Raw genomic sequence first — 22,555 nt, forward strand, 5'->3', positions numbered from 1 at the left:
ATCAGTCCGCCTTCTGCCATATGTAGCTGCCGTCGTCCTGATAGGTGCAGGTGAGTTGCTTGCCGCTCGACGTCGTGGCCACGGACCCGGCATCGCTGAAGTAGCAGGTGCCCCCGGTGCTGGCGTGGTTGGCGTCGTACGCGCCGTCGCCGGCACCCCAGGGCTGCCAGAGCGCGAAGCCGGCGACGAGGGCGGCGAGCAGGCCGGCGGGCGCCGCCATCCACGTCTTGACCTTGCGGCGCTGCGGCACCGGCGCGCCGTCGATGAGCGTCTGCGGCGCGGCGGAGGAGTCAGTGAAGCCATCGAGGGCGCGGGCTGCGGCTCCGGCGTGGAGCTGGACGAAGTCGCCCGAGGACTCCATCGGGGGCAGACGGTCGGGGATGTTGCGGGCGGCCGCGTCGTGCCAGGCGTTCTCGGGGAGCAGGAGCCAGGACATGGCGTCGCGAGCGTTGGCGGGACGCCTGCTGGCGACGGGGTCGGCCAGTGCGACGAGGACGTTCCACAGCGAGTCCGGCACGTCGGCGGGGCGCGGCGGAAGGTCGTCGCGTCGGGTGCGCGTGGTGTTGCCCGGGCGCACGCCGGTGAGCATGTGGATGCCCATCATGCCGGCGGAGTACAGATCCTGGCGGGGGTCGGGATCGTCGCCCTTGGCCTGCTCGGGCGACATGTAGCCCGGCGTTCCGAGAACCATCTCGTTGCTCGTGAGGCGCGGTGCGTCGACGCTGACGGCGATGCCGAAGTCGGTGATCCAGGCCGAGGGCACGCCCATTCCGGTGGCTTCGAGCAGGATGTTGGCCGGCTTGATGTCGCGGTGGACGATGCCGGCGCTGTGGCAGGCGTCGAGACCGTCGAGCATCTGGCGCATGAGTTCGGCGACGAGCGGGTACGGCAGCGCGCCGTGATCCTTGATGAGGTCGGAGATGGAGCCGCCGTCGATGAGGGGCATCGTGAAGATGACGCGCCCGTCCTCACCGGCCCAGCCGAGCGGCGTGACGACGTGGCTGTGCTCGATGCGCATGCCCTGCTCGCGCATGAAGCGCAGGAGCGAGCCGGCGTCCGACTGGCGCAGCAGTTTGGCGGCGACGAGACGGCGCGACTTGTGGTCGTGGACGCGCCAGACGGACCCCATTCCGCCTTCGCCGATCTGGTCGACCAGCTCGTACCGGCCCGCGAACATCTCACCCATGCCTGCTCCTCCCCTGCGTCGAGTCAAGGATACGGATCACGGGCGCGGGCGTGCAGCGCAGCTGTGATTCTCCTTGCGGTCTCGACCTACGACGTCGTCGCTCGCGGCGGGGTTCCTTCGAGCGATGCTGCGGTGTGGCACAGATGCTGCTCACGTCGAGCCGTGCGTGTTCACCACCAAACGTCAGCTGACGAACCGATCGGTGCCGGACCGCCCCTCGCGTCTGTCAATTACGTCGAGGTGGCTTGGTGCACGCGACGACCGAGTTGCCCTTCGCCGCATGGGGACATCTCCAACGCCGGGTCCGTCCCAGCTCTCGTGAACCCATCGATGGACTCGGGAGCGGGAAACTAGTCTGCGCCATCAGTCGGCCGACGCACGCATCGACCCGTCACACAGCGCGGTTCAGCGAATACAACGTCGGCGTTCCGTATGCAGCGGACGTGGCGAACGCCTGATCGCCGTACCCGGCCACAACGATGACGGTCTCGTTGGACCGGTGTGTCGGCTTCCCCGACACGAGCTCGCCCGATCTGTCACAGGCGAGGATGTATGAACCATCGTTACCCCACGCGAAGCCGTCCGAGATGGCGACAGGCGTCCACTTGGCTGCGATGACGGATGCCTTGCCCGAGGTGAGATCAACACGGCGGTTTCCCACAGTGGCCCAAGTCTGGTCAGGCGCAATCCGAGCCGTACCGAGGTATGCCTCCCAGCGCGGCTCCGACGGCGTCGTCCAGCGGGGCTTGAGCGTCTTGAGGTCGTACGCCCGCAGCGCTACGTTCCGCCACGTGTTCCACGCCAGAATGAGCACTTCGTCCGTGACAGCGACCACCCCGCCGGGCGTGGCGTCCTTGGGGCCCTGCAACTTGACGGGCTCGGGCTCTGGCTTCCCGGACTCGAGCTTCCATGCCTGCGCCCCGGAATCGACCACCAACATGCGGTCACCGATTGTGCCGAAGCACGATGCCTTGTCCGGGATGTCGAACGGAGCCAGGCCTTTCTTTGTCAACCCGTAGAACCGCCGTCCGCCAGTGCCGATCCAGGCACCCAACAAGCCGAAACCGACACTCGCGTCCTCCGTGGTGAAGGCGTGATCCGCGAAGGAAACACCGGTTCGAAGCTCCCAGCCGAGAAGGCGCTTCGGCGTCGCCACGAAGACGATGAGCTTGCCGTCCCGGTTCAGGATGAACGGGCCGTCCGTGACGATCTCGCCTACTTCGAGCGTTTTGCTCCACCGTCTGCGGCCATCGCGCGCACCTGCCACCACGACCTCGACGGCTCCGGTGCCCGGAGGTTGGGTGAGCACGGCGAACATGCCGTCACGCACATCGACCTGCGGCTTCGGATCGGCGACGTCTTCGACCGACCAAACTGCCTGCTCCAGCCATCCCGCAGGTGCGTTCTGCCCGTTAGGAAGTATCACCGAGCGAGAGGGTGTCGTCGAGGCTGGTTCCGGGGGCCGCTCGTCATCGCCTGCAGTGGCGAGTGCCCACCCACCGCCTGCCAGTGCAAGCGCACCGATCGCGCTGCCGCCGACGAGCAGGGCGCGCCGCGAAGGTGCCACGTCATCGCGCTTGAACCGATTGCTCCAGCCACGCCCGCCCGGCTGCCGCGGCTCGGTGCTCCACGCACTCAGGGCTGTCGGGGGTGCCGACACCGGGTCAGAGTCCAGGTTCGGCTCCTCCGCCGGAGTCACTGCACCGTCCGCACCCACGTTCACCCACACATCCGTGCCCGCTCCGTCGCGCAGGTGCGCCAACACCGGCCCCTCGATTCGAGCTCGGTCCTGCGCGTGAGCCACGAGGGCCGCGGCTGGATCCGCGCCGGGAGGAAGCTCAAGCGGTGTTCCGTCAACGAGGGCTCGCCCGCCGTCGACGACCAGGTCGAGACGCGTCACAGGTCAATCCTCGAGGCCACGGGCAATTGCTGCACCAACGGCGAGCCACGCGCGTTGCGTGCGCGGAGCCAGGTCGTCCCACCTCAACCATTCGCGCGCCATCGCCGGGTCGTGCGGGATGGTCAGCACCTCACGGGCCATGCCCTCGAACCGCGGGGCGACCTGCTCGGGTGCTGGGTCGTTCGTCGAGGCGTGCGACACGACGATGACCGCGTTTCGCGCCAGTTCGGCTCCGTGCCCGCCGGCGGCCGTGAGCGCCTCGAGCAGCAGCTTCGCTGATTCGCAGTGCTTCGGCGTGGTGGCAGTAGGCACGACGAGCGCGTCGCTGTGATGGATCATGCGCAGCCAGTTCGGTGCCGACTCGTCGTTGCCGGAGTCGAACACGACAACCCGATAAAAACGACGAAGCAACTCCTGGATCGCATCAAACTCAGCGTCGTCGAGCGCCTGGTCGCGCGCCAGCTTCTGCGGGCGGGACTGCAGAACGTCGTAGCGGTCCGTCGTCTGGTGGTGGGTGAAGCGCGCCATGTCAGCCGCGCGCTCCGACCCGTCAAAGGTGGGTAGCGCGGCGATGAGGTCTTCCTTCGTGGCACCGTGCGCGGCGTTCTCCGTCTGCCAGCCGGCGGCACCGCGGAAGGTGTTGTTGTCGTCGACCAACACCATGCCGCCCCCGAGGCGAGCAAACATCGCGGCAAGGTACAGCGATGTCGGCGTCTTGCCTGAGCCACCCTTACCGTTGGCGACGGCAATGCCCTTGGGCCGGGTCCACACCTTCGAGACGGCGATCTTGTCCGCTTCCTCGGCCTGCTGTGCCTGGCTCGGGCCACCAATGCCGAACTGGGCGAGCACGCCCGCGAATCCGCCGACGGGGGCTGGGGTGGGCGTCTCGGTGCGGTGCTTCTCGATGAACGTGTGGTCAAAGGGCCGGTGTGCCTCAGGCGCGCGCGGCTCTGGCGGAGCGAACACAGGTGTCGCTTGAGATACGTCGGACGCCTTCGCGGCCGGCTGCGGGCCTGGCAGGGGGCGGACTTCGGCGTTGGCCGCCCACGCCGAGCGCAGGGACGTCACGATGTCACCACCGTCCTTCCAGCCAGTGGCCGCCGGCGGGTCATCATCCGCCGGTTCTGGTGCTCTTGGCGTACTCGCGCCCTCGGCCGAGTGGAGACTCTGCATAGTGCCAGCGGCTGGCTCTGCTCGGGAAGGCTCGGTGGCAGATTCGATCCCGCGCGAGTTGGCAGGTTCGCCCGTGTCCGCGGACCCTGCGTCGGACGCGGTCGGTTCGACGCGGCCTGCGCTCACTTCACCGTCCGTGATGACGAGGGGAAACACTCCCTGATCGTTGCGTACTTCGATGTGCACGCTCTCGCCGGGTTTCGATTCAGCACTCGCCATCTCCTTGGCGGCTCGCACGGCGATGGTGTGCGGGTTGGCTCCCGCGGGAACATCGATGGAGCGGCCGTCGAGGGCAACCTCGTTACCGAAGACGGTTAGGTGGTGCGACGCCATAGTGCAGTTCTCCAGTGTGGTGACGGCATCGCCACGAAGCACGGGCGATGCGCAGGTGGGGGTCGCCGTCAGTGTGCGGCGCGCTCGGCTGCCCAGGCTGCGAGCGTAGGGTGAGTGACAGCGTTCGTGCCATCCGGGTCGTAGTGGATGACCTGACCGTGTGAGCCGTTCGGGCCGGGGTTGCAGTCGAGCAGGTCGAACGCTCCGGTCCCGTAGTCGTAGAACGGCACCCACCCCTTGACGAAGTCACCGTCCTTGACGCATCCGGTGCCGGGTTCGATGTTGCGCTCGCTCGGGTCGAGGTTGCCCTCCTCGACGACGTCTTCCCACAACTCGAGGAGTTCTTCGGCTGCCTCTACGGACTCCTCGATCGAGCAGAATTCACGATCGTCGGTGCCGTCGTGCCACTCCAGAACCCTTTGGTACGCGCTCGGAACCTCGATTCCGAGGGATGCCTCCAGGCTCTCGAGCTCATCCGGATCGGCAGCATCGTTCCAGACGAGCTCCTCGCGCGTCGCGATCCGCTCAAGGTTGGCCAGGAGCTGCTGGTCGTCGGTCATGCTGGTATCTCCTCGTCGACGTGATGTGTGGGCATGGGGAGCGCCGGTCACCCGAGGCGGATCGGCGTTCCGGGAGGCGTGTCTTTCACTTGGTTGTACACCTGGGCGTTGAAGCTCCAGTAGACGTCCATGTCGTTGACCTCCATGTTGGCGATGGTTTCTTCGCCTCCGAGGAACGCAGGAACCTTCAGGCCGATGCAGTCGGTGAATCGCAGGCCGAAGATCTGCAGGGCTGCGAAGGCTTCTTGCATCACTGCTTCTTCAAGGAATTCGACGGCCCCGGGGTCGTCGAGGAGGAAAGCGACGGTACCGGCGTAGTCGGTGAGGGGGCTCGCTTCATTGAACGCACTGTCCGCCCGCAGCGCCATGTCTTCGCCGTCGAGCTGCACCCGGCAGAAGTGACGGCCGCGCCAGTCGAAGGCGAAGGGGGTGAGCTCACTCGCGCGATCGCCGAAGAATTCGTACAGGTTCTGCTGCGCGAGTTCGGCAGATGCCGCGTTGTGGAAGCGGAGCAACCCGTTGTTGAACGTCGCTCCAGCAACGTTGCGTTCGGAGAGAACCCCGTCGAGGAGAGTCGCCTCGTAAGGTCGCGTGTCGGCGTCGGTGGCCGTGAGTGTCAACGACATGAGAACCTCTCGTGTTGCGGGCAGTTGGGTCGGCCGGGCGAACTCGGAACGCCGCTGGGCCGGAAAGCCGACACTAGCAGGGTGGCACCCACACGCCGGGACAGATTCACCGCCCGACCGGACCAAGGAAGCAAACGGATCTTTCCCGCGCTGAGTCGGCCACTCGTCGCACGAGCGTTCACCTCCACCTCGAATGCCGTTCGCTGAACGGGTCCTCTCCCCCGCCCTCGGTACTCTCTTCTCCTGAAGAAGGGGATTGGACATTTCGCCGCCCCTGATTACGCAACCGCGCACCAACACTACGATTCACCGAACGCTCCAACCACTGCACATTCGACTCCGCATCATCCAAACCGCCAACCTGCACATCACGCGGGCGATCGAGAGCGAACGCACACAACACCCCATCACTCATGGGCCACCTCAGAGATTGCGCTGACGCTCCTGCTCCAACCACGCCTCATACCGCGCCGACCCATACGGGCCCGCAGGCACACTCGCACCCGAAACCTCCGCAGGAGGCAACTTCCCCAGCGCACGACGACGAGCCAAACTCGTCCGCTCAGAACGCCGATACGGCAACAAACCCTTGAACCCATCCGGCAAATCCACGCGCTCATCCACCTCAAAAACCGGCAACGCCGAACTCAACCCCAACACCCGCCGCAACAACCCCGCATCAGCCACCAACTCATCCTCAAAATCCTGAGCCGACAACCCCAAATCGTTATACGCAGGCCAAAAACGATACGCAGCCATCTTTGCAATATTCTGCAACAAATTCTTGACGCCCACGACGCGATCATGCGCCCAATATTCATCACAATTCATGTCGGAACCGTTGATAAAGCGACGCGTCACTGGGAAGCCCAGCGCTTTGGACGTCAGCTCCAGCCCCAAATCATCCGCATCGCACGGATCAAAAAACAACCGCTCCCAACCCGGCAAGCTCAACACCTGAGCACACCAATGAAGCGCGCCGCGCTCCATCCCGCGCGCCACCAGACCATCCTTGCCCTGATCCTCGGTCGCCTGGGCACGCATCAACGCGACAGCAACGTCGCGCTGCCCCATCACCGTCGCCAACATCGCCACATTGCGGCACCCCTCAGCGAAACCGGCCTCGGTCGCCAACTCAGAACGAATCTCCGGACCCAAATACTCATTCGCCAGCCGTGAAATGCTCCGATCCCACAACGACAGGGCCTCATCCACACACGCTAACGTCGCCGGGGGAACCTGGCTGTACTCCTCCCACTTGATACCGCGAAACCAACTCACCGCGCCGCCCCCGCCACAAACTCAGTGACCTGCGTACCCGTACCAGGCCCTCGGAAACTTCCGCTCTTGACGAAAGGATTCACAACTCGCCGCCCCTGATTACGCAACCGCGCACCAACACTACGATTCACCGAACGCTCCAACCACTGCACATTCGACTCCGCATCATCCAAACCGCCAACCTGCACATCACGCGGGCGATCGAGAGCGAACGCACACAACACCCCATCACTCATGGGCCACCTCAGAGATTGCGCTGACGCTCCTGCTCCAACCACGCCTCATACCGCGCCGACCCATACGGGCCCGCAGGCACACTCGCACCCGAAACCTCCGCAGGAGGCAACTTCCCCAGCGCACGACGACGAGCCAAACTCGTCCGCTCAGAACGCCGATACGGCAACAAACCCTTGAACCCATCCGGCAAATCCACGCGCTCATCCACCTCAAAAACCGGCAACGCCGAACTCAACCCCAACACCCGCCGCAACAACCCCGCATCAGCCACCAACTCATCCTCAAAATCCTGAGCCGACAACCCCAAATCGTTATACGCAGGCCAAAAACGATACGCAGCCATCTTTGCCATGTCCTGCAACAAATACCTCATGCTCGTTACCTGATCGCTCGACCAATACGAATCCCTGGTCGCATCAGAGCCAGCAATGAAGTACTGAGTCACCGGAAAGCTAAGAATCTCAGACGTCAGCTCCAGCCCCAGATCATCCGCATCGCACGGATCAAAAAACAACCGCTCCCAACCCGGCAAGCTCAACACCTGAGCACACCAATGAAGCGCGCCCCTGCTCAACCCGCGCGCATGAATGCCAGGAATGCCTTCCTCATAGGTCGCCCGAGCGCGCATCAACGCGACAGCAACTTCCCGCTGCCCCATCACCGTCGCCAACATCGCCACATTGCGGCACCCCTCAAAGAAACCGGCCTCGGTCGCCAACTCAGAACGAATCTCCGGACCCAAATACTCATTCGCGAGTGCTGAAATGCTCCGATCCCACAACGACAGGGCCTCATCCACACACGCCAACGTCGCCGGGGGAACCTGGCTGTACTCCTCCCACTTGATACCGCGAAACCAACTCACCGCGCCGCCCCCGCCACAAACTCAGTGACCTGCGTACCCGTACCCGGCACGTCGTATCTTTCGCTCTTGACGAAAGGATTCACAACTCGCCGCCCCTGATTACGCAACTGCGCACCAACACTACGATTCACCGAACGCTCCAACCACTGCATATTCGACTCCGCATCATCCAAGCCGCCCACCTGCAAATCACGCGTGTGATCGAGATCGTACTTACGCAACTCCTCGCGAATGATGCCCTCGTACTGGCTCTTACTGAGTGAACCAACACGACTGCTTTCAGCCCTCACAGCCGCAGCCTCGATTTTCGCCTGGACATCGGCCGGAACCTTCATGCGCTCGAATTCCCTCGGCATCGATCCCCCCGAAACACGCTGCGCGTACGCCCTATCCGCAAAGTCTGACATCACCCGCGCACGGGTGGACGTGCGGGGCGCCTTCTCCTTGACATAGGTGACATCACCCTTCTTGTCGATTGCGTCGTTGAGACCGTCCACCTTCTTGGTGAACTCCGCCCTCTGCCCCTCGCTCCACTTGTCACGAGGGCGGAGAAGAACCTCGCCCTCCTTCGGCACATAGCTCGGATCGGCTGCGGCCGGCAGGTGTCCATTGCCGCTACCGGAACCACCACCCGGCGGACGCGTCGTCGCCACTTGCTCTTGACGCGTCTTGAGAAGGGTCGCGAAGTCACGCTCCGGGCCGAAGCCGGGGATGCCACCCGGAGCGCCCCGGCGCACCGCCGCGGTACCGTTCTGGTTGCTCACAGCGTGAGCGGTTGATGACTTACGCTCCCACGGTTCCACAACCGCGTCGCCCGCCGCTCGAACATAGGGGGACACCTGGTTGTTGAACCTCGTGATCGTGGCGCGAGCGCGATCGACATGCGGCACCACGCGATCCATCACTGGGTTGGTGACGCGATAACCCGCCTGACGCGTTGCGTGACCCACATCATCGATCTTGAACGCAACCGTGTTCATCGTCTTGGTCACCGCGTCCGTTGACGTCTTGACGACGCGTTCAGAGGCTCCCAACTTCGTGGCAACCTGACCGGCTCGGCCGACGACCCTGCTGGCCCTACCGGCGACAACCACTGCTCGGCCACCACCCACGCCCGGGATGAGTGTCTGCAGAACATCACCAGTCAGCATGCCCGCCGCCTTGGCCGGGTTGCGCTTCCACTCCTCGACGTTCAGCAGAGCGGTGCCAACCTGCTTGAGCCGCGTCCGCGACTCCTTCGCCCGCTCCGGCATGAGCACAGTGGCCACTGGGCTCGTCGCCACGGCTACGTCGAGGGCAAGGGTGCCGACCCCCTTCCACGTGCTCGAGAACGTTTTCCAGTCAAACGGATTCAGCATGGCCTTCAGGCCCGTCACCGTTCCCTTGACGCTCTCCCACAACCCCGACCCGAACGACTTCACACCGTCCCACACGTCGCGGTACCACGGTTTGTCCCACTCGGCCACCTTCGCCCAGGGCAGGTCACCGGCACCTGCCGCCGAGTCGAGCACTTCCTTCGTGTAGCCGTAATGCTGCTCACCGTTCGGCGCTTCCCCGCCGTCAGCTCCCTGCTGGCGGTAGCGCACACCTCCGTAGATCGCAGCGATCGCGTTCTGACACGTGATCTCGGCCGCCGTATGGTCAGCGGCCAACTGGTTCATACGCCCGACAAGGGCCTGCTGCGCCTTGACCTTGTCCTCGTCCTTCTTCCACTCGTCATCGCCCTCGATGGACTTGTCGAAGTTGGCGATGTCGGTCAACAGCGTCGTCTTGCGCGCCTGCAGCGTGCGCTCCGTCTTCGCGTACGCCTCCAGCGCCTTGGCAACGGTCTCGGCATCTGTCTTGACCGAGTCACCATCGGTGATGCCGGGCTTGAGCGCAGCCGTCAGGGTCGCGGTGTCAGGCGATTTGAAATGCGCCGCAAGCTTCTGCCACTCCTTGTGGATCGTCGTGGCCGTCGTCGAAATCTTCGCACCCTGGGTGCGAATCTCCTTCGCCTGTGTCTCGAGCCCTGCCGCATTCGCCAGGACCGGCAGCTTGCCCGGATAGAGGCCTGAATCAGTCACTGCCGTTTCCCTTCGCAGCAGGTGCCTGGGCGGGTGTGCCCTTCGGTACGTTGTCCCCCACGCCGTCGGTCTTGTCGAGCGACACAATCGAGGAATGTGCCATCTCGTCGTCGCCCGACGCGATGTAGCCCAAGGCTTCGGCCAAGCCGCTGCGGGCGTTGTTCGTCAGCGTGCTGATCGACTGAACGTCCGTGTTGTAGGCGTGCGCTACATAGCCGTTGATCGCGGTGGCGACAAGGGTTGACTTCGAATCCGTCGCGGCAGCCTGCGTGGCTTTGCCCATCGCTTTGTTCGCCGCGTCGTAATCCTTCATGTCCGTCGCGACGTTGTTGGACACGACATTGCACTGGCTGACATCCACGTCATAACTCACGGTGTTCCCTCCCTGCCGCACGACCACGACTGAGACGCGTGGGGCGGAGCATCTGCGCACCGAGCCCCACGCGTCTGCGCCGCATCACCCGATGTTCGAAATGGCCGTTCGCGTCTTCGACTGCGTCGTCGTGGCCGTCTGGTCGTTGGTCGACAGCGTCGACTTCACGAGGGCAATGATGCCCTTGACCTCCGTCGAGGCGTTCTTCCAGCGAGTCTCGACGTGCTGGTACTCGTCAGAGGCGCCGTCCATCTGGAAGTCGGACATCGCCGTGGAGACCTGACGGTCACGCTCGCTCATCAGCGTCTCCAAGCGCGCAACGATGCTCTGGATGTCGCCCTGAACATTCGACGACGCGTCGGTGTCGAAAGAAATACGGTCAGAAGTTGCCATGCGTTGTCAGTCCTCTCTCGTCCGGTCAGCGGTTGGCGCTGAAGCGCGCACCATCGAAGTTGGCGTTGCCCTCGCTGCGCGACCAGTCATCTGCCGCGTCCTGGTCACCGGTCTGCGTGGCGGTGTTCATCTCGCTCTGGCCCTGGTTGATGGCCGACAGCGAACTGCTCAGGTCGTTCGTGATCTCGTCGACGCGCTGCTTGAAGGAATCGAACTTGGCACGCCCGGCACCGTTGAACTTGCCCTCCATCGGACTCGCAGCGTCGACCAACTGGCGCACGAGGCGGACCAGTTCGTCGGAAGAACCTCCCGTCGATTTCGTCAGCGTTCCCAGAGCGTCACTACCCATGTCGAACTTCATGTTTGCCATCCCTCCTCGAACTTGCGTTCCCACTCACGCGGACGGAAACGCCTCTCGGTGACTATACAAACCGATCCATAGGGGCGAAATCAATCGGATGGATACACAGTCCACCTTCTGGCGGGCGCAGGCGGGAATGGTTGAAATATCAACTCAAAACGCGAGCGACCGCAATTGGTCGCCACCCCGAGAGGTCGCCTACGATGCGCGAGTCAGAGGCGTCGTCGTCGCGGGGAAGGATCGGGTGTGCGCAAGTTCGACCAGCAGATCGTCGAATCGGTCACCCTGCGTCGTGGTCGCCTGCGTAACGCTTTCTTCTTCGGGCCGGAGCGTTGGCGCCGACAAGCCCAAGACCACGTCAAGCCACTCGTGTTTGGCGTCATCGCCGCCGCCGTGCTCTGCGCGGGCTGCGTCGCCACGTCCTTCGTCGCAAACCTTCTCGACAAGCAGGCTCAGCAGGAACGTCAGCGCAACGCGCCCGTCGTGACGAATTCGCACGCGCCCTCACCGGCATCATCGACGACGAGCCGTGCCGGTACGACTTCGACCTCAGGAAGCACCAGGTAGCCATGGCCCCCACTCTCACCCGCGTCACCGTCTCCGGGGTCGGCAAGAACGCCGAGCTGCTCCTGCCCAGCGATCAGCCCATCGCGACGATCCTGCCGCGCCTGAGCGAAATCGTCGGCGACCCGCGCCGAGGTAGCGACGAAGCGACGCGCACGGTACTCAACCGAATGGGCGGGCCCGCCCTGTCGGAGCGCTCGACTCTGGCCGACGAAAACATCGCCGACGGCGCATGGCTCTACCTGACCAGCACGCAGGACGCGCTACCGGAGCCCATCGTTTTCGATGTGGCCGATGTCGTCGAGGACGAGCTTCCCCCGTTGGACACCGAGAACCGGTGGAGCGCTCCCGGACTCGTGAGCGCCGCGCTGGGCGCGTCATGCTTCGTCATTGCGTTGTGGCTGCTCTCCACCTGGCGCCCTGAGTTCCTCGGTCGTGGCGCGGCCGTCCTCGTCGTCGTCTGCCTGCTGGGTGCCGCCGCACTGTCCCGGCGCTTCACCGTGCACAGCATGGCCCTGTGCACCACAGCCCTCGTCGCCACTGGCCTTTACGCACACTCAGTTCGGCCCGATGCTCCGCACGTAATCATTCTTGCGGCTGCGGTGATCGGCGGCGTCCAACTGGCGCGCGAAATCCATCGCCGTTCCTATCGCGGGGCGGTAGTGCTCATCTCCACGATCGTCCTCGTCGCCGTGACGTGGGCGGGAGCCTGGCGTCTGCCGGTGGATCATCGCACCGGCGCGGCGTGCGTCGGCGTCGCATGCGCCTTCCTCCTCGGCCTCGCGCCACGCATCGCGGTAGCGCTCGCCGGCTTGAACGCACTCGACGATGCGAGGAGCAACGGCGCGACGCTGCGGCGCGACGTGGTCGTCACCGTTCTCGCCACTGCGCACCGCGCGCTCGCCTCATCGCTCCTGTGGTTCGCCGGCTCGAGCGTCGTCGCGGCTGCCGTCGTCACGCGAGGGGTGAACGCGACCTGGCGTTGGGACCTGCCGCTCATCGCAGCCTGGGGCATCCTGCTGCTCCTGCGATCACGCCACTTCCCGCTCGGCATCGAACGACTCCCCCTCGCGTTGACCGGCGTCGTGATTCTCACCCTCGTCGGTGCGGCACTCGCCGACCATCTCGAGCGATCGACGATTGACGGGATCGTCATCGCCCTGCTCGTCCTCGCCGGTCTCATCAGCCTCGCGGGCCCCCACCTGCGAGCGCCGGCTCACGTCACTGCTCGTGGCCGACTTCTGGCCGATCGCATCGAAGCGGGGGTCGCCCTCCTCGTCGTGCCGCTGCTCGTCGGACACTTCGGCGTCTACTCCGCTCTCACCCAGACCTTTCAGAAGTGACCCGTCCCGAGGGAGAAGGTATGCCCACACGCCGCTCCGACCGTCACGCCACGCCCCTCGAACACCCCGCCGGGCCCCGCCTGCGGGCCGCCCTCGCCGCCACCGGCAGGTTGATCGGACGCGACTCCTTTCCCCAGACGCTCGTTGCGGCAGCCGCCGACATCCAGCATCCCATCGCCACCGGCCGACGCATCGTCGTGTGTTCACCCTCAGAGGGCAGCGGAGCGTCCACCGTCGGGATGGGCCTGACGCTCGCCGTACACACGCTGCGCGACGACCTGGTCGCCACCATCGATCTCGCGGAGTCGCCCGGAGGTCCACGTGGAGACGACGACAGACCGGCGCTCACCCCCGCCACCGCCTTAGGGGCCCTCGCCGTCAACGAGCCGGCAACGCGCGACGACTTTCGTCGCACCATGCGCCTTCAGCCGCACGACGACGTCGTCATCATGCGCAAACCTCCTGGCGAAGCCGACCTCAACGGTGCCGCCGTCCACGCCCTCGTGGCCGGGTGCACCCGGCACTGCGGTGTCACCGTCGTCGTCACCCCGCCCGGGCTGGAAGATGCGCGAACGGTTGAAGCTCTCGCGAGTGCTCACGCCGCCGTCGTCGTCACCGATCGGCACGCAAACGAGGAAGGGGTGGCCCGGTCTTTCGTTTCGCTGTTGAGGCACCTCCACCCGAACCTGCCTTTCGTCGAGGTGATGAACGAACCGGCGAGGTTGCGCCGACGCGAGCGCAGAGAGCTCGGGAGACACGCGTGCGCACTGCGGCACGCGCCGACTCTCTCGCACGGGCAGCCCACCTCGTTCGCCTCATTGCGTGAACGCGAGACGGCAGAGATCCTCACGCTGACCGCCCGAGCCATGAGGCTGTCTCGCGCCGGAAGCATCGCCGTCGAAGGAGGCTCCGCATGACGTACGACGTCGTCCACCGCCCCGCACGCTCCACTCAGCCACTTGCTCTCGGTGAAAAGCACGAACTCGAACGCGCACCCGTCATCGACCAAGAGGGAAGCAAAACCAATCTGCTGACGCTCGTGCCCCTTCTGGGCGCCGCGACATCCATGACCGTGATGATGCTGTTCCGCGGATCACCGTTCGCCGCCGTCGGGGCGCTCATGATGATCGTCACGGTGCTCGCGAGTGTCGTCCTACTGTTCACCCAGCGTGGCAAAGCCCGCCGCGAGCGCGAGCACAAGCGCGACGCCTATCTCGAATACCTCGACGACAACCGTCGCCACTACCGCGAGGACGACGAGCGACTCAAGCGTGAAGCGCGAGTCAACGCTCCCGCATTCGACGCCCTGCCCACCCTGATCGGCGACCCCGCGCGCCTGTGGGAGCGCCGTCGCACGCACAGCGACTTCCTGACCCTGCGCCTCGGCACCGGCGAGCGCCGCGTCCGCACGATTGAGATGCGCAAGCAGGAGTCCGGAATCGAACGCCCCGACTTCTTCCTCGATTCAGAAGCGCGCAGCGTTGCACAACGTTACGAAACGTGCCCCGGATTACCGTGCGAATTCGACTTCGACTCACGGGGCGAAATCACGGTGCTCGGGCCGCCCGACCTGGCGCAATCTGTCGTACGGGAGTTGATCTGCCGCACTGCCGCTGCGCACTCCCCGGAGGATGTGCATCTGGCCGTTGTGGTGCCGCCCTCCAAGCGCGATGCCTGGGAATGGGTCTGGCTTCTGCCCCACGTGGCAGACCAAGAACGCCCGACAGCCCTCGGCCCGACGCGCCGCGTGTACTCGTCGACGGAGACACTCGCGGCCGATCTGCGCCGCGACCTCAACAAACGGTCCCGTCGGGTGGCCGAGGCGCGCAAGAACACCCGGGACGTCTCGATCGGCATGCTGCTGCCCCGCCTCGTCGTCATCGACCTCACGGGTGAGGGGCCGGCGACGGCGCTCGCCTCCCCGGACTCCAGCCTGAGCGCCGCCCAACTCGGCGTCACCTGCGTCCGCCTGATCGACGAGCGCACCCACGAGCCGGATGAAGTCGCCGCCCGATTCACCGTCAGTGAGAGCGTTGACGGCGACGCGTCCGGTTTCCAGGTGACCTACGAGAAGGTGGGCCACGCGGACACGACTCGCGGCAAGCAGGACTTGCGCGCTGAGTGGGTCGACGTGGCGCAAGCCGAGGCCGTGGCTCGAATGCTTGCTCCACTGCGACTTTCGCCTGATTCACTCGAGTACAACGACGTGGCCGACGCCGCCCGATACACCGAGATGCTCTCGCTCACCGAGTTCACCGCAGACGAGATCCGCGAGAACTGGCAACCGCGCTCTGATCAGGACTTCCTGCGCATACCGCTCGGCCCGGACTCCGAGGGAAAGCCCGTGCTGCTCGATCTCAAGGAATCCGCTCAACTCGGCATGGGACCGCACGGTCTGTGTGTCGGCGCCACAGGTTCGGGCAAGTCGGAGCTCTTGCGCACCATCGTTATCGCGCTCCTGACGACCCACGCCCCGGAGCGGCTCAACATGGTGCTCGTCGACTTCAAGGGGGGTGCCACGTTCGCCCCCTTCGAAGGAGCCCCGCACGTCAACGGCATCATCACCAACCTCGCTGAAGACCCGTCGCTCATCGACCGGGTGCACGACTCGCTGGCTGGCGAGATCCGTCGTCGCCAGGAAGTGCTCAAAGCCGCCGGCAACATCGCCAACATCACTGACTACGAACTACATCGACGCGAGGCGCAGGAGCGCGGCGAGACGTGGACTCCGCTTCCCCACCTGCTCGTCATCATCGACGAGTTCGGCGAGTTGCTCACCGCGCAGCCCGACTTCATCGACCTGTTCCTGTCCATCGGGCGCATCGGACGCTCGATTGGCGTCCACCTCATGCTCTCGAGCCAGCGCATCGAATCCGGCAAACTGCGTGGCTTGGAAACCTACCTGTCATATCGACTCGGCCTTCGCACCCTTTCCGAGGCGGAGTCACGCACCGTGCTCGACACCCCGGATGCGTTCAACCTCCCGGCTATTCCAGGGTACGGCTACCTCAAGGTCGACACGTCTGTCTACGAACGGTTCAAGGCCGGATTCGTGTCGGGTCCGTTCACCGCAGCTCAGACAACGGCTGACGCAGGCACGCCAACCCCACGAGAGGCGCCTGTGCTCCGTGCGCCCTTCTACGTGGAGGAGCAACGATCCGTCGTCCAGGCTCTCGATGCCGAAGAGAACCACGACGAGCCCGAAGAGGCCACGGCATCCGAACGCACAACTGGAACGACGGTGCTCAGTCACCTCGTTGATGTGTTGCGCGAGTTCCCTCGAGCGACCCAGGAAATCTGGCTTCCGCCGCTGAGGAATCGCATGGCCCTCGATGACGTCACCGGCGCGCGCCAGATGACGAGTGTTGGAGCCGTCGCACCCATTGGGGGAGGCCTTTCCATACCCGTGGGGATGCTCGACGACCCATCGCGTCAGTGGCAGGACGTATGGTTCGTCGACCTCAAGCGCGCAGGTGGCAACATGGCCGTGATGGGTGGACCTCAAACGGGGAAGACAACGGCGTTACGGACGCTGACACTGGCCGCGGCACTCACACACTCCCCGAGCGAGCTCGCGTTCTACGGCATCGACCTCAAAGGCAGCGCACTGCTTTCCCTCGAGCAACTACCCCACGTCGGTGGCGTCGGGGTGCGGACGGTCCGCGAGAACGTTCGCCGAACCGTCGAAGAGGTGCACGCCATGCTGGTGCATCGAGAGCGTGTCTTCCAGCAGTACGGCATCGACTCCGTGGAGTCGATGCGGGCCATGCACCGCGACGGGCGTCTGGCCGAGCTTCCCTCTGCCGACATCGTCCTGCTCATCGACGGGTACGGACAACTGGCCGACGAGTTCGAGGAGATCGAACCCCTCGTCCACGAGTTGCTCGCACGCGGATCGGGGTACGGCGTTCATGTCATCGCGACCGCGACCCGTTCGAACGAGATCCGCATCTCCCAACAGTCGTTCTTCGGAAACCGGATCGAATTCCGCCTCACTGAGCCAGCCGAATCTGCCTTCGGGAAGAAGCGGGGTGAGTCTCTGCCTGCCAACCGCCCCGGACGGGCGCTACAGAACGACGAACTCATCGGCCACTTCGCCCTGCCCCGGTTCGACGGCATGAGCGACACAGAGGGAATGAGCGAGGCCTTCACCGCCATCGCCGATCAGCTCGCCCAACAGCACTCTGACTCTCCTGTGGCGCCCGTTCGCGTCCTGCCCCCTCAGCTGGCATTCGAGAAAATGCAGCCGGCACCACGCGGCGGAGTGCTCGCTCTGGGCCTGCGCGAGCATGACTTCGCGACGCAGTACGTCAACCTCTTTGGCCGGGATCGGCACCTGCTCGTCATGGGCGACTCTCAAAGTGGCAAGACGAACCTGCTGCGCAGCATTTGTCGTCAGCTCGTTGCCGAGGCTTCACCGGATGACTTGGTTATCGCGCTGTTCGATCCTCGCCAGGAATTGGACGGTGCGGTTCCGGAGGATTTCCTCGGCGGGCATGCCAAGAGCCCCATGTTGGCACGGAACCTCGCGGCGGCCATCGGCAAGGAACTGACGACCCGTGTGCCGTCGGACCCCACGGCCAGCGGCCCGGTTCAGACCCCGACGCCGCGGATCGTGCTCGTCATCGATGATTACGACGTCCTGACAGCAGGTGGATCCTCGCCACTTGCTGAACTCGCTCCCTACGCCTCCATGGCGCGCGAGGTCGGTCTGCACGTCATCATGACGCGCAAGGTGGCCGGAGCCGCTCGCGGGATGTACGAGGGATTCACCGCAGCCGTGCGCGAATCGGGTGCAGCAACCCTCCTCATGGACGGCGACCGTACCGAGGGGGCTCTCGTGGGCGGCATCCGGCCTCGCCACTTCCCGCCCGGTCGGGGCATGTACATCCAGGGCGGACGTGCTCCCCACGTCATCCAGGTCGCCTACGACGCCGAGCTCGACACATCGGAGGAAGACTTTGAGTAATCGCTTCACGGTCATCACGCTCAATGCACCCGACCCTGCACAGATTGCGTGGGCCCTTGCCCAGGTCGACCCGCAGTTCGTTCTCGCTGTCGACCCCGGATCCGAGCGGTGGGAGGTCTACGACGAGGAACAGTCCCACCTGCTGTTCACGATCGACGAGCCCTACCTCGTGCAAGTGCCGGGTGAGATCGAGCGACTCTTCGGCTCGAACGTGGGCCTCGATCTCAGCGCCCTGCCCGAAGAACCTGCAACCTACTGGCAGGACATCAACGTCACAACTCCAGGCCCTGGGGAGAGCGCGGCGGCACAATTCGCCGAGCTGGCAGCACACCTAGGGCTCGGCACCGCCGTCGACCACCAACCCGTGCCCGTTCACCTCGGCGCCCCCGATGCCGTACTGCGCCCCGAGTGGAGGATCTGAACCATGGGCTTTGCCAGACGAGTCAGTGGGCACACGACTGTGCTGTATTCCGAGGCGCCCGTCGTCGGTCACATGCAATGGGTGTCCAAAGCGATCAGCGAAGCGAAGGCAGCCGGCGGCGGCCTGGTGCTCCTCACGCCGGACACAACGAAACTCACGCGGCCTATGGCACACCTGTGCGATGTACTCGGTGTCATGTGGGTCGTCGACGACGGACGCGGCGCCCTCTACGTCGGAACGACCGGCCAGCGTGTCCATGAACGGGACGGCCACTACTTCGCGGACGACGCCCTGCACGAGCAGTACTCGCGTCAGGGCTCGGCGCAGGACATCGGCGGTGTCCGGGTGCAAGCAGAGACGCTCATGCCGAGGCGCACGAACATCCGGGTCGGAGGGCTCGCAGAAGCCGTTTGTCGAGCACTGAGCGGAGCGCAGCCGCTCGGCTGGGGTGTGCAGGAGCCGGTCACCCAACCCTGGTCGGTTCCCGATATTTCGTCACGGTACGGGCGCGCGAACGCAGACGGCCACTTCCTCCACTTCGTCGGCCCGCGCCCCGAGGGTGAACGCGGCCAAGTGAACGGCTCCCTCGAAATCCAGAAACCCCGGGACGGCATTGTGGAGCACATCGAGGCGTCGGTCGCCCTGCCAGCGCCGTGGTCGGACGACGAGCGGTTGGATTTCGCGCGTTCGCTGCATGCGATGCAGGTCCGCTGGGCTCGCGTTTACCACGTCGTGGGAACGGACCCTGCTCTCGTGCCGCCGTTGTTCCTCGGGCTACCTGTGCCGAGTGTGCTCATCTTCGGCGCAGAAGCCCTCACCGGCCGCGATGCACACGAATACGGTGAACTGGCGCTCATGCACGGAGCCCTTCGCTACGAGGTGATGAGGGGTGGGTCCGCCCCATCCCTCACCGTCCTCCTCCGGGACGAACCGCGGGAGGGAGTCCCCGCCCCAGCCGTCATCATGGAGGCGATGTATCGCGCCTTGATGCCCGAAGTCGGCTGATGGGTTCACCCCCACGTGCCGCCGCGAGCAGGTGCTCGCGGCGGCCACACCGTCAGTTGAAGTCGTTCGGGTGGGGGCCGATGCGACCGTCGGAGCTGTCGAGGTCACTGATGGCGAACAAGTCGTCCTCGGTGAGCCCGAAGTCGAACACGTCGAAGTTCTCGGCGATGCGGCTCGGCGTCACCGACTTGGGAATGACGACGTTGCCGATCTGCAGGTGCCAACGAATGATGACCTGCGCGACCGTCTTGCCGAGTCGCTCCGCGATGCCGTCGAGCACCGGGTTGGTGAGGATGTCGCCGCCCTGACCGAGCGGACTCCACGCCTCGACCGCGATGCCGTTGGCAGAGCAGAAGTCGCGCACGGCCTTCTGCTGGAACTTCGGGTGCAGCTCCACCTGGTTGATCGCCGGGAACTCGCCCGTCTCGTCCTTGAGGCGCTGCAGGTGCTCGGGCTCGAAGTTACACACTCCGACGGCGCGCACGCGCCCGGCGTCACGCAGCTCGAGCATCGCCTTGAACGTCTCGACGTAGGTGTCCTTCTCCGGAGTGGGCCAGTGGATGAGGTACAGATCGAGCGGTTCGACGGCGTCCTTGCCGCCCAGGCGCTCGATCGAGGCGTCGAACGCCTTCTTCGTCGCCTCGTAGCCCTGATCCTCGTTCCACACCTTCGTCGTGAGGAAGATGTCGCGGCGCGGCACGTCCGCACTCGCGATAGCGGCGCCGGTACCGGCCTCGTTCTCGTACACCTTCGCGGTGTCGATGCTGCGGTAACCGACCTTGATCGCCTCGCGCACGGCGTCGGCGGCCTGGTCGTCCTCGACCTGCCAGACGCCGAAACCGAGCTGCGGCATCTCGACCGTTTCGGAGCCTGCCGAGAGGGAGACGGTGGGCACATTCGTGTTTTCAGCCATGTTCGCGCCAACCCCGAGAACCGCCTTGCTATTCCGCATCGGAGGCATCGATTCGCAACGAAAACTTCTACCGTTGGGTAGCCACGCCGGGCGTTGGGCCGCCCGATATGGTCTCCCCATGGGTTCTGTCACCAAGGTTCTGATCGCCAACCGCGGCGAGATCGCCGTCCGCATCGCACGCGCCGCCAAGGACGACGGAATCACCTCCGTCGCCGTCTACGCCGAGCCCGACCGTGACGCTCTGCACGTCAAGGTCGCCGACGAGGCGTACTCCCTCGGCGGCTCCACCCCCGGTGACTCCTACCTCGTCGTCGACAAGATCCTCGAGGTCGCCAAGACCTCCGGCGCCGACTCCGTCCACCCCGGCTACGGCTTCCTCGCCGAGAACGCGAGTTTCGCCCAGGCGGTCATCGACGCGGGCCTGACGTGGATCGGTCCGTCCCCCGAAGCCATCGACGGCCTCGGTGACAAGGTCAAGGCCCGCCACATCGCCACCAAAGCAGGCGCCCCGCTCGTGCCCGGCACCAAGGACCCGGTGGCCGACGCCGACGAAGTCGTGGCCTTCGCGAAGGAACACGGCCTGCCCGTCGCCATCAAGGCCGCCTACGGCGGTGGCGGCCGCGGCCTCAAGGTGGCCCGCAGCATCGAGGAGATCCCCCACCTCTACGACTCGGCCGTCCGAGAAGCCGTGAGCGCGTTCGGGCGCGGCGAGTGCTTCGTCGAGCGGTTCCTCGACAACCCCCGCCACGTCGAGACCCAGTGCCTCGCCGACAGCCACGGCAATGTCGTGGTCGTCTCCACCCGTGACTGCTCGCTGCAGCGCCGCAACCAGAAGCTCGTCGAGGAGGCCCCCGCCCCCTTCGTCACGGACGAACAGCACGCGGAACTGCTGCGCGCCTCGAAGGCGATTCTCACGGAGGCCGGGTACACCGGCGCGGGTACGTGCGAGTACCTCATCGGCACCGACGGCGTCATCAGCTTCCTCGAGGTGAACACGCGCCTGCAGGTGGAGCACCCCGTCTCGGAGGAGGTCACCGGCATCGACCTCGTGCGCGAGCAGTTCCGCATCGCCCGCGGCGAGGAACTCGGCTACGACGACCCCACGCCGCACGCGCACTCCATCGAGTTCCGTCTCAACGGTGAGGACGCCGGCCGCGGCTTCCTGCCCGCACCGGGCACCGTCGAGACCTTCAAGGCTCCCAGCGGCCCCGGCGTTCGCGTCGACTCCGGCGTCGTCTCCGGTGACGTCATCGGTGGCGCCTTCGACTCGATGCTCGCCAAGATCATCGTCACCGGCCGCACCCGCAAGGAAGCTCTCGAACGTTCCCGCCGCGCGCTGGCCGAGACGGTCATCGAGGGCATGCCGACGGTGCTTCCCTTCCACCAGGTCGTCGTCGAGGATCCTGCGTTCGCACCGGAGTTCACCGACTCCCCGGACGACGCGTTCAGCGTTCACACGCGCTGGATCGAAACAGAGTTCGACAACCAGATCGCCCCGTTCGACGGCTCCCCGGAGGCCGCGGCCGAGCAGGCTGCCCGCCAGAACGTCGTCGTCGAGGTCGGCGGCAAGCGCCTCGAGGTCTCGCTGCCGGGTGACCTCGCCGTCGCGCCCGCCGTAGGCAAGGGCAAGTCGGCCGGCCGTCGCACGTCCCGCAAGAGCGGCGGTGGCTCCGCCGCCAGCGGCGACTCGCTCACCGCTCCGATGCAGGGCACCGTGGTCAAGGTCAGCGTCGAGGACGGCGCCACCGTCTCCGCCGGTGACACGATCGTCGTCGTCGAGGCGATGAAGATGGAACAGCCCATCACCGCTCACAAGGACGGGGTGGTCACCGGCCTCAAGACCGCTGTCGGCGAGACCGTCACCGCGGGCAGCGTCATCGCGGAGATCAAGGACGCCGAGTAAGCATCTTGAACGTGTGTTGGCCCGAGCCGTTGCGGCTCGGGCCTTCACACATTCAAGGGAGAAAACGTTCACTACAGACGCGC

General features: G+C 65.3%; 19 protein-coding genes. 7 read left to right on the top strand and 12 right to left on the bottom strand.

What is annotated here, in order from left to right:
• Position 1 precedes the first annotated feature (1 nt).
• The 11 genes from EVU97_RS06885 to EVU97_RS06935 form a co-directional block, all read right to left on the bottom strand.
• Positions 2-1,186, bottom strand: coding sequence for a serine/threonine-protein kinase (locus EVU97_RS06885; protein WP_129664558.1), 1,185 nt, complete (start codon positions 1,184-1,186; stop codon positions 2-4).
• A 391-nt stretch (positions 1,187-1,577) separates the two neighbouring features.
• A complete protein-coding gene (locus tag EVU97_RS06890; protein WP_129664560.1) occupies positions 1,578-2,612 on the bottom strand; it encodes a hypothetical protein in 1,035 nt (344 codons plus the stop codon).
• 477 nt (positions 2,613-3,089) lie between these two features.
• A complete protein-coding gene (locus EVU97_RS06895; protein WP_129664562.1) occupies positions 3,090-4,154 on the bottom strand; it encodes a ParA family protein in 1,065 nt (354 codons plus the stop codon).
• A gap of 506 nt (positions 4,155-4,660) precedes the next feature.
• The gene (locus EVU97_RS06900; RefSeq protein ID WP_129664564.1) at positions 4,661-5,152 is read right to left on the bottom strand and encodes an SMI1/KNR4 family protein; all 492 of its coding nucleotides are present in this window, start codon (positions 5,150-5,152) and stop codon (positions 4,661-4,663) included.
• 47 nt (positions 5,153-5,199) lie between these two features.
• Positions 5,200-5,772, bottom strand: a complete 573-nt coding sequence (locus tag EVU97_RS06905; protein WP_129664566.1) for a hypothetical protein — start codon at positions 5,770-5,772, stop codon at positions 5,200-5,202.
• Positions 5,773-6,201: 429 nt separating this feature from the next.
• Positions 6,202-6,993, bottom strand: coding sequence for a hypothetical protein (locus EVU97_RS06910; protein WP_129664568.1), 792 nt, complete (start codon positions 6,991-6,993; stop codon positions 6,202-6,204).
• 310 nt (positions 6,994-7,303) lie between these two features.
• Positions 7,304-8,095 (bottom strand): hypothetical protein, encoded by a 792-nt coding sequence (locus tag EVU97_RS06915; RefSeq protein WP_129664570.1) that lies wholly within the window; start codon positions 8,093-8,095, stop codon positions 7,304-7,306.
• Between the two features lie 62 nt (positions 8,096-8,157).
• Positions 8,158-10,227, bottom strand: a complete 2,070-nt coding sequence (locus EVU97_RS06920) for a hypothetical protein (RefSeq protein ID WP_129664572.1) — start codon at positions 10,225-10,227, stop codon at positions 8,158-8,160.
• Complete coding sequence (locus EVU97_RS06925; RefSeq protein ID WP_129664574.1) at positions 10,220-10,588, bottom strand: DUF6507 family protein; 369 nt, start codon at positions 10,586-10,588, stop codon at positions 10,220-10,222. Before EVU97_RS06925 ends, EVU97_RS06920 begins: the two co-directional genes overlap by 8 nt.
• Before the next feature lie 96 nt (positions 10,589-10,684).
• Positions 10,685-10,993, bottom strand: coding sequence for a pore-forming ESAT-6 family protein (locus tag EVU97_RS06930; protein ID WP_118913403.1), 309 nt, complete (start codon positions 10,991-10,993; stop codon positions 10,685-10,687).
• Positions 10,994-11,018: 25 nt separating this feature from the next.
• A complete protein-coding gene (locus EVU97_RS06935; protein WP_319803795.1) occupies positions 11,019-11,363 on the bottom strand; it encodes a hypothetical protein in 345 nt (114 codons plus the stop codon).
• A 237-nt stretch (positions 11,364-11,600) separates the two neighbouring features.
• Between EVU97_RS06935 and EVU97_RS06940 the strand changes: the two genes are divergently transcribed.
• From EVU97_RS06940 to EVU97_RS06965, 6 genes are read left to right on the top strand one after another with little or no spacing between them, the layout of a single operon-like run.
• On the top strand, positions 11,601-11,921 hold the full coding sequence (locus tag EVU97_RS06940) for a hypothetical protein (protein ID WP_129664576.1): 321 nt from the start codon (positions 11,601-11,603) through the stop codon (positions 11,919-11,921).
• Positions 11,922-11,923: 2 nt separating this feature from the next.
• Positions 11,924-13,261: an EsaB/YukD family protein gene (locus EVU97_RS06945; protein WP_129664578.1), complete on the top strand. Its 1,338-nt coding sequence runs from the start codon at positions 11,924-11,926 to the stop codon at positions 13,259-13,261.
• A 20-nt stretch (positions 13,262-13,281) separates the two neighbouring features.
• Positions 13,282-14,178 (top strand): hypothetical protein, encoded by an 897-nt coding sequence (locus tag EVU97_RS06950; protein ID WP_129664580.1) that lies wholly within the window; start codon positions 13,282-13,284, stop codon positions 14,176-14,178.
• On the top strand, positions 14,175-18,230 hold the full coding sequence (eccCa, locus tag EVU97_RS06955) for a type VII secretion protein EccCa (protein WP_129664582.1): 4,056 nt from the start codon (positions 14,175-14,177) through the stop codon (positions 18,228-18,230). Before EVU97_RS06950 ends, eccCa begins: the two co-directional genes overlap by 4 nt.
• Positions 18,223-18,651, top strand: coding sequence for a hypothetical protein (locus EVU97_RS06960; RefSeq protein ID WP_129664584.1), 429 nt, complete (start codon positions 18,223-18,225; stop codon positions 18,649-18,651). The genes eccCa and EVU97_RS06960 overlap by 8 nt, the downstream gene beginning before the upstream one ends.
• 3 nt (positions 18,652-18,654) lie before the next feature.
• Entirely contained in the window at positions 18,655-19,656 is a 1,002-nt protein-coding gene (locus tag EVU97_RS06965) for a DUF6177 family protein (RefSeq protein WP_255417458.1), read from the top strand.
• Between the two features lie 52 nt (positions 19,657-19,708).
• On the opposite strand, the gene EVU97_RS06970 is transcribed toward EVU97_RS06965, so the two are convergent.
• Positions 19,709-20,569, bottom strand: a complete 861-nt coding sequence (locus EVU97_RS06970) for an aldo/keto reductase (protein WP_129664588.1) — start codon at positions 20,567-20,569, stop codon at positions 19,709-19,711.
• A gap of 118 nt (positions 20,570-20,687) precedes the next feature.
• Between EVU97_RS06970 and EVU97_RS06975 the strand changes: the two genes are divergently transcribed.
• The gene (locus EVU97_RS06975) at positions 20,688-22,472 is read left to right on the top strand and encodes a biotin carboxylase N-terminal domain-containing protein (protein ID WP_129664590.1); all 1,785 of its coding nucleotides are present in this window, start codon (positions 20,688-20,690) and stop codon (positions 22,470-22,472) included.
• Positions 22,473-22,555 lie beyond the last annotated feature (83 nt).

The organism is Dermacoccus sp. 147Ba, from assembly GCF_004151355.1.
GTDB classification, from domain to species: Bacteria; Actinomycetota; Actinomycetes; order Actinomycetales; family Dermatophilaceae; genus Dermacoccus; species Dermacoccus abyssi.

Excerpts from the sequence above, each read along its gene's own strand:
- EVU97_RS06885 (WP_129664558.1), bottom strand. The coding sequence starts at position 1,186 with ATGGGTGAGATGTTCGCGGGCCGGTACGAGCTGGTCGACCAGATCGGC.
- EVU97_RS06900 (WP_129664564.1), bottom strand. The coding sequence starts at position 5,152 with ATGACCGACGACCAGCAGCTCCTGGCCAACCTTGAGCGGATCGCGACG.
- EVU97_RS06930 (WP_118913403.1), bottom strand. The coding sequence starts at position 10,993 with ATGGCAACTTCTGACCGTATTTCTTTCGACACCGACGCGTCGTCGAAT.
- EVU97_RS06935 (WP_319803795.1), bottom strand. The coding sequence starts at position 11,363 with ATGGCAAACATGAAGTTCGACATGGGTAGTGACGCTCTGGGAACGCTG.
- EVU97_RS06945 (WP_129664578.1), top strand. The coding sequence starts at position 11,924 with ATGGCCCCCACTCTCACCCGCGTCACCGTCTCCGGGGTCGGCAAGAAC.
- EVU97_RS06950 (WP_129664580.1), top strand. The coding sequence starts at position 13,282 with ATGCCCACACGCCGCTCCGACCGTCACGCCACGCCCCTCGAACACCCC.
- eccCa (WP_129664582.1), top strand. The coding sequence starts at position 14,175 with ATGACGTACGACGTCGTCCACCGCCCCGCACGCTCCACTCAGCCACTT.
- EVU97_RS06965 (WP_255417458.1), top strand. The coding sequence starts at position 18,655 with ATGGGCTTTGCCAGACGAGTCAGTGGGCACACGACTGTGCTGTATTCC.
- EVU97_RS06970 (WP_129664588.1), bottom strand. The coding sequence starts at position 20,569 with ATGGCTGAAAACACGAATGTGCCCACCGTCTCCCTCTCGGCAGGCTCC.
- EVU97_RS06975 (WP_129664590.1), top strand. The coding sequence starts at position 20,688 with ATGGGTTCTGTCACCAAGGTTCTGATCGCCAACCGCGGCGAGATCGCC.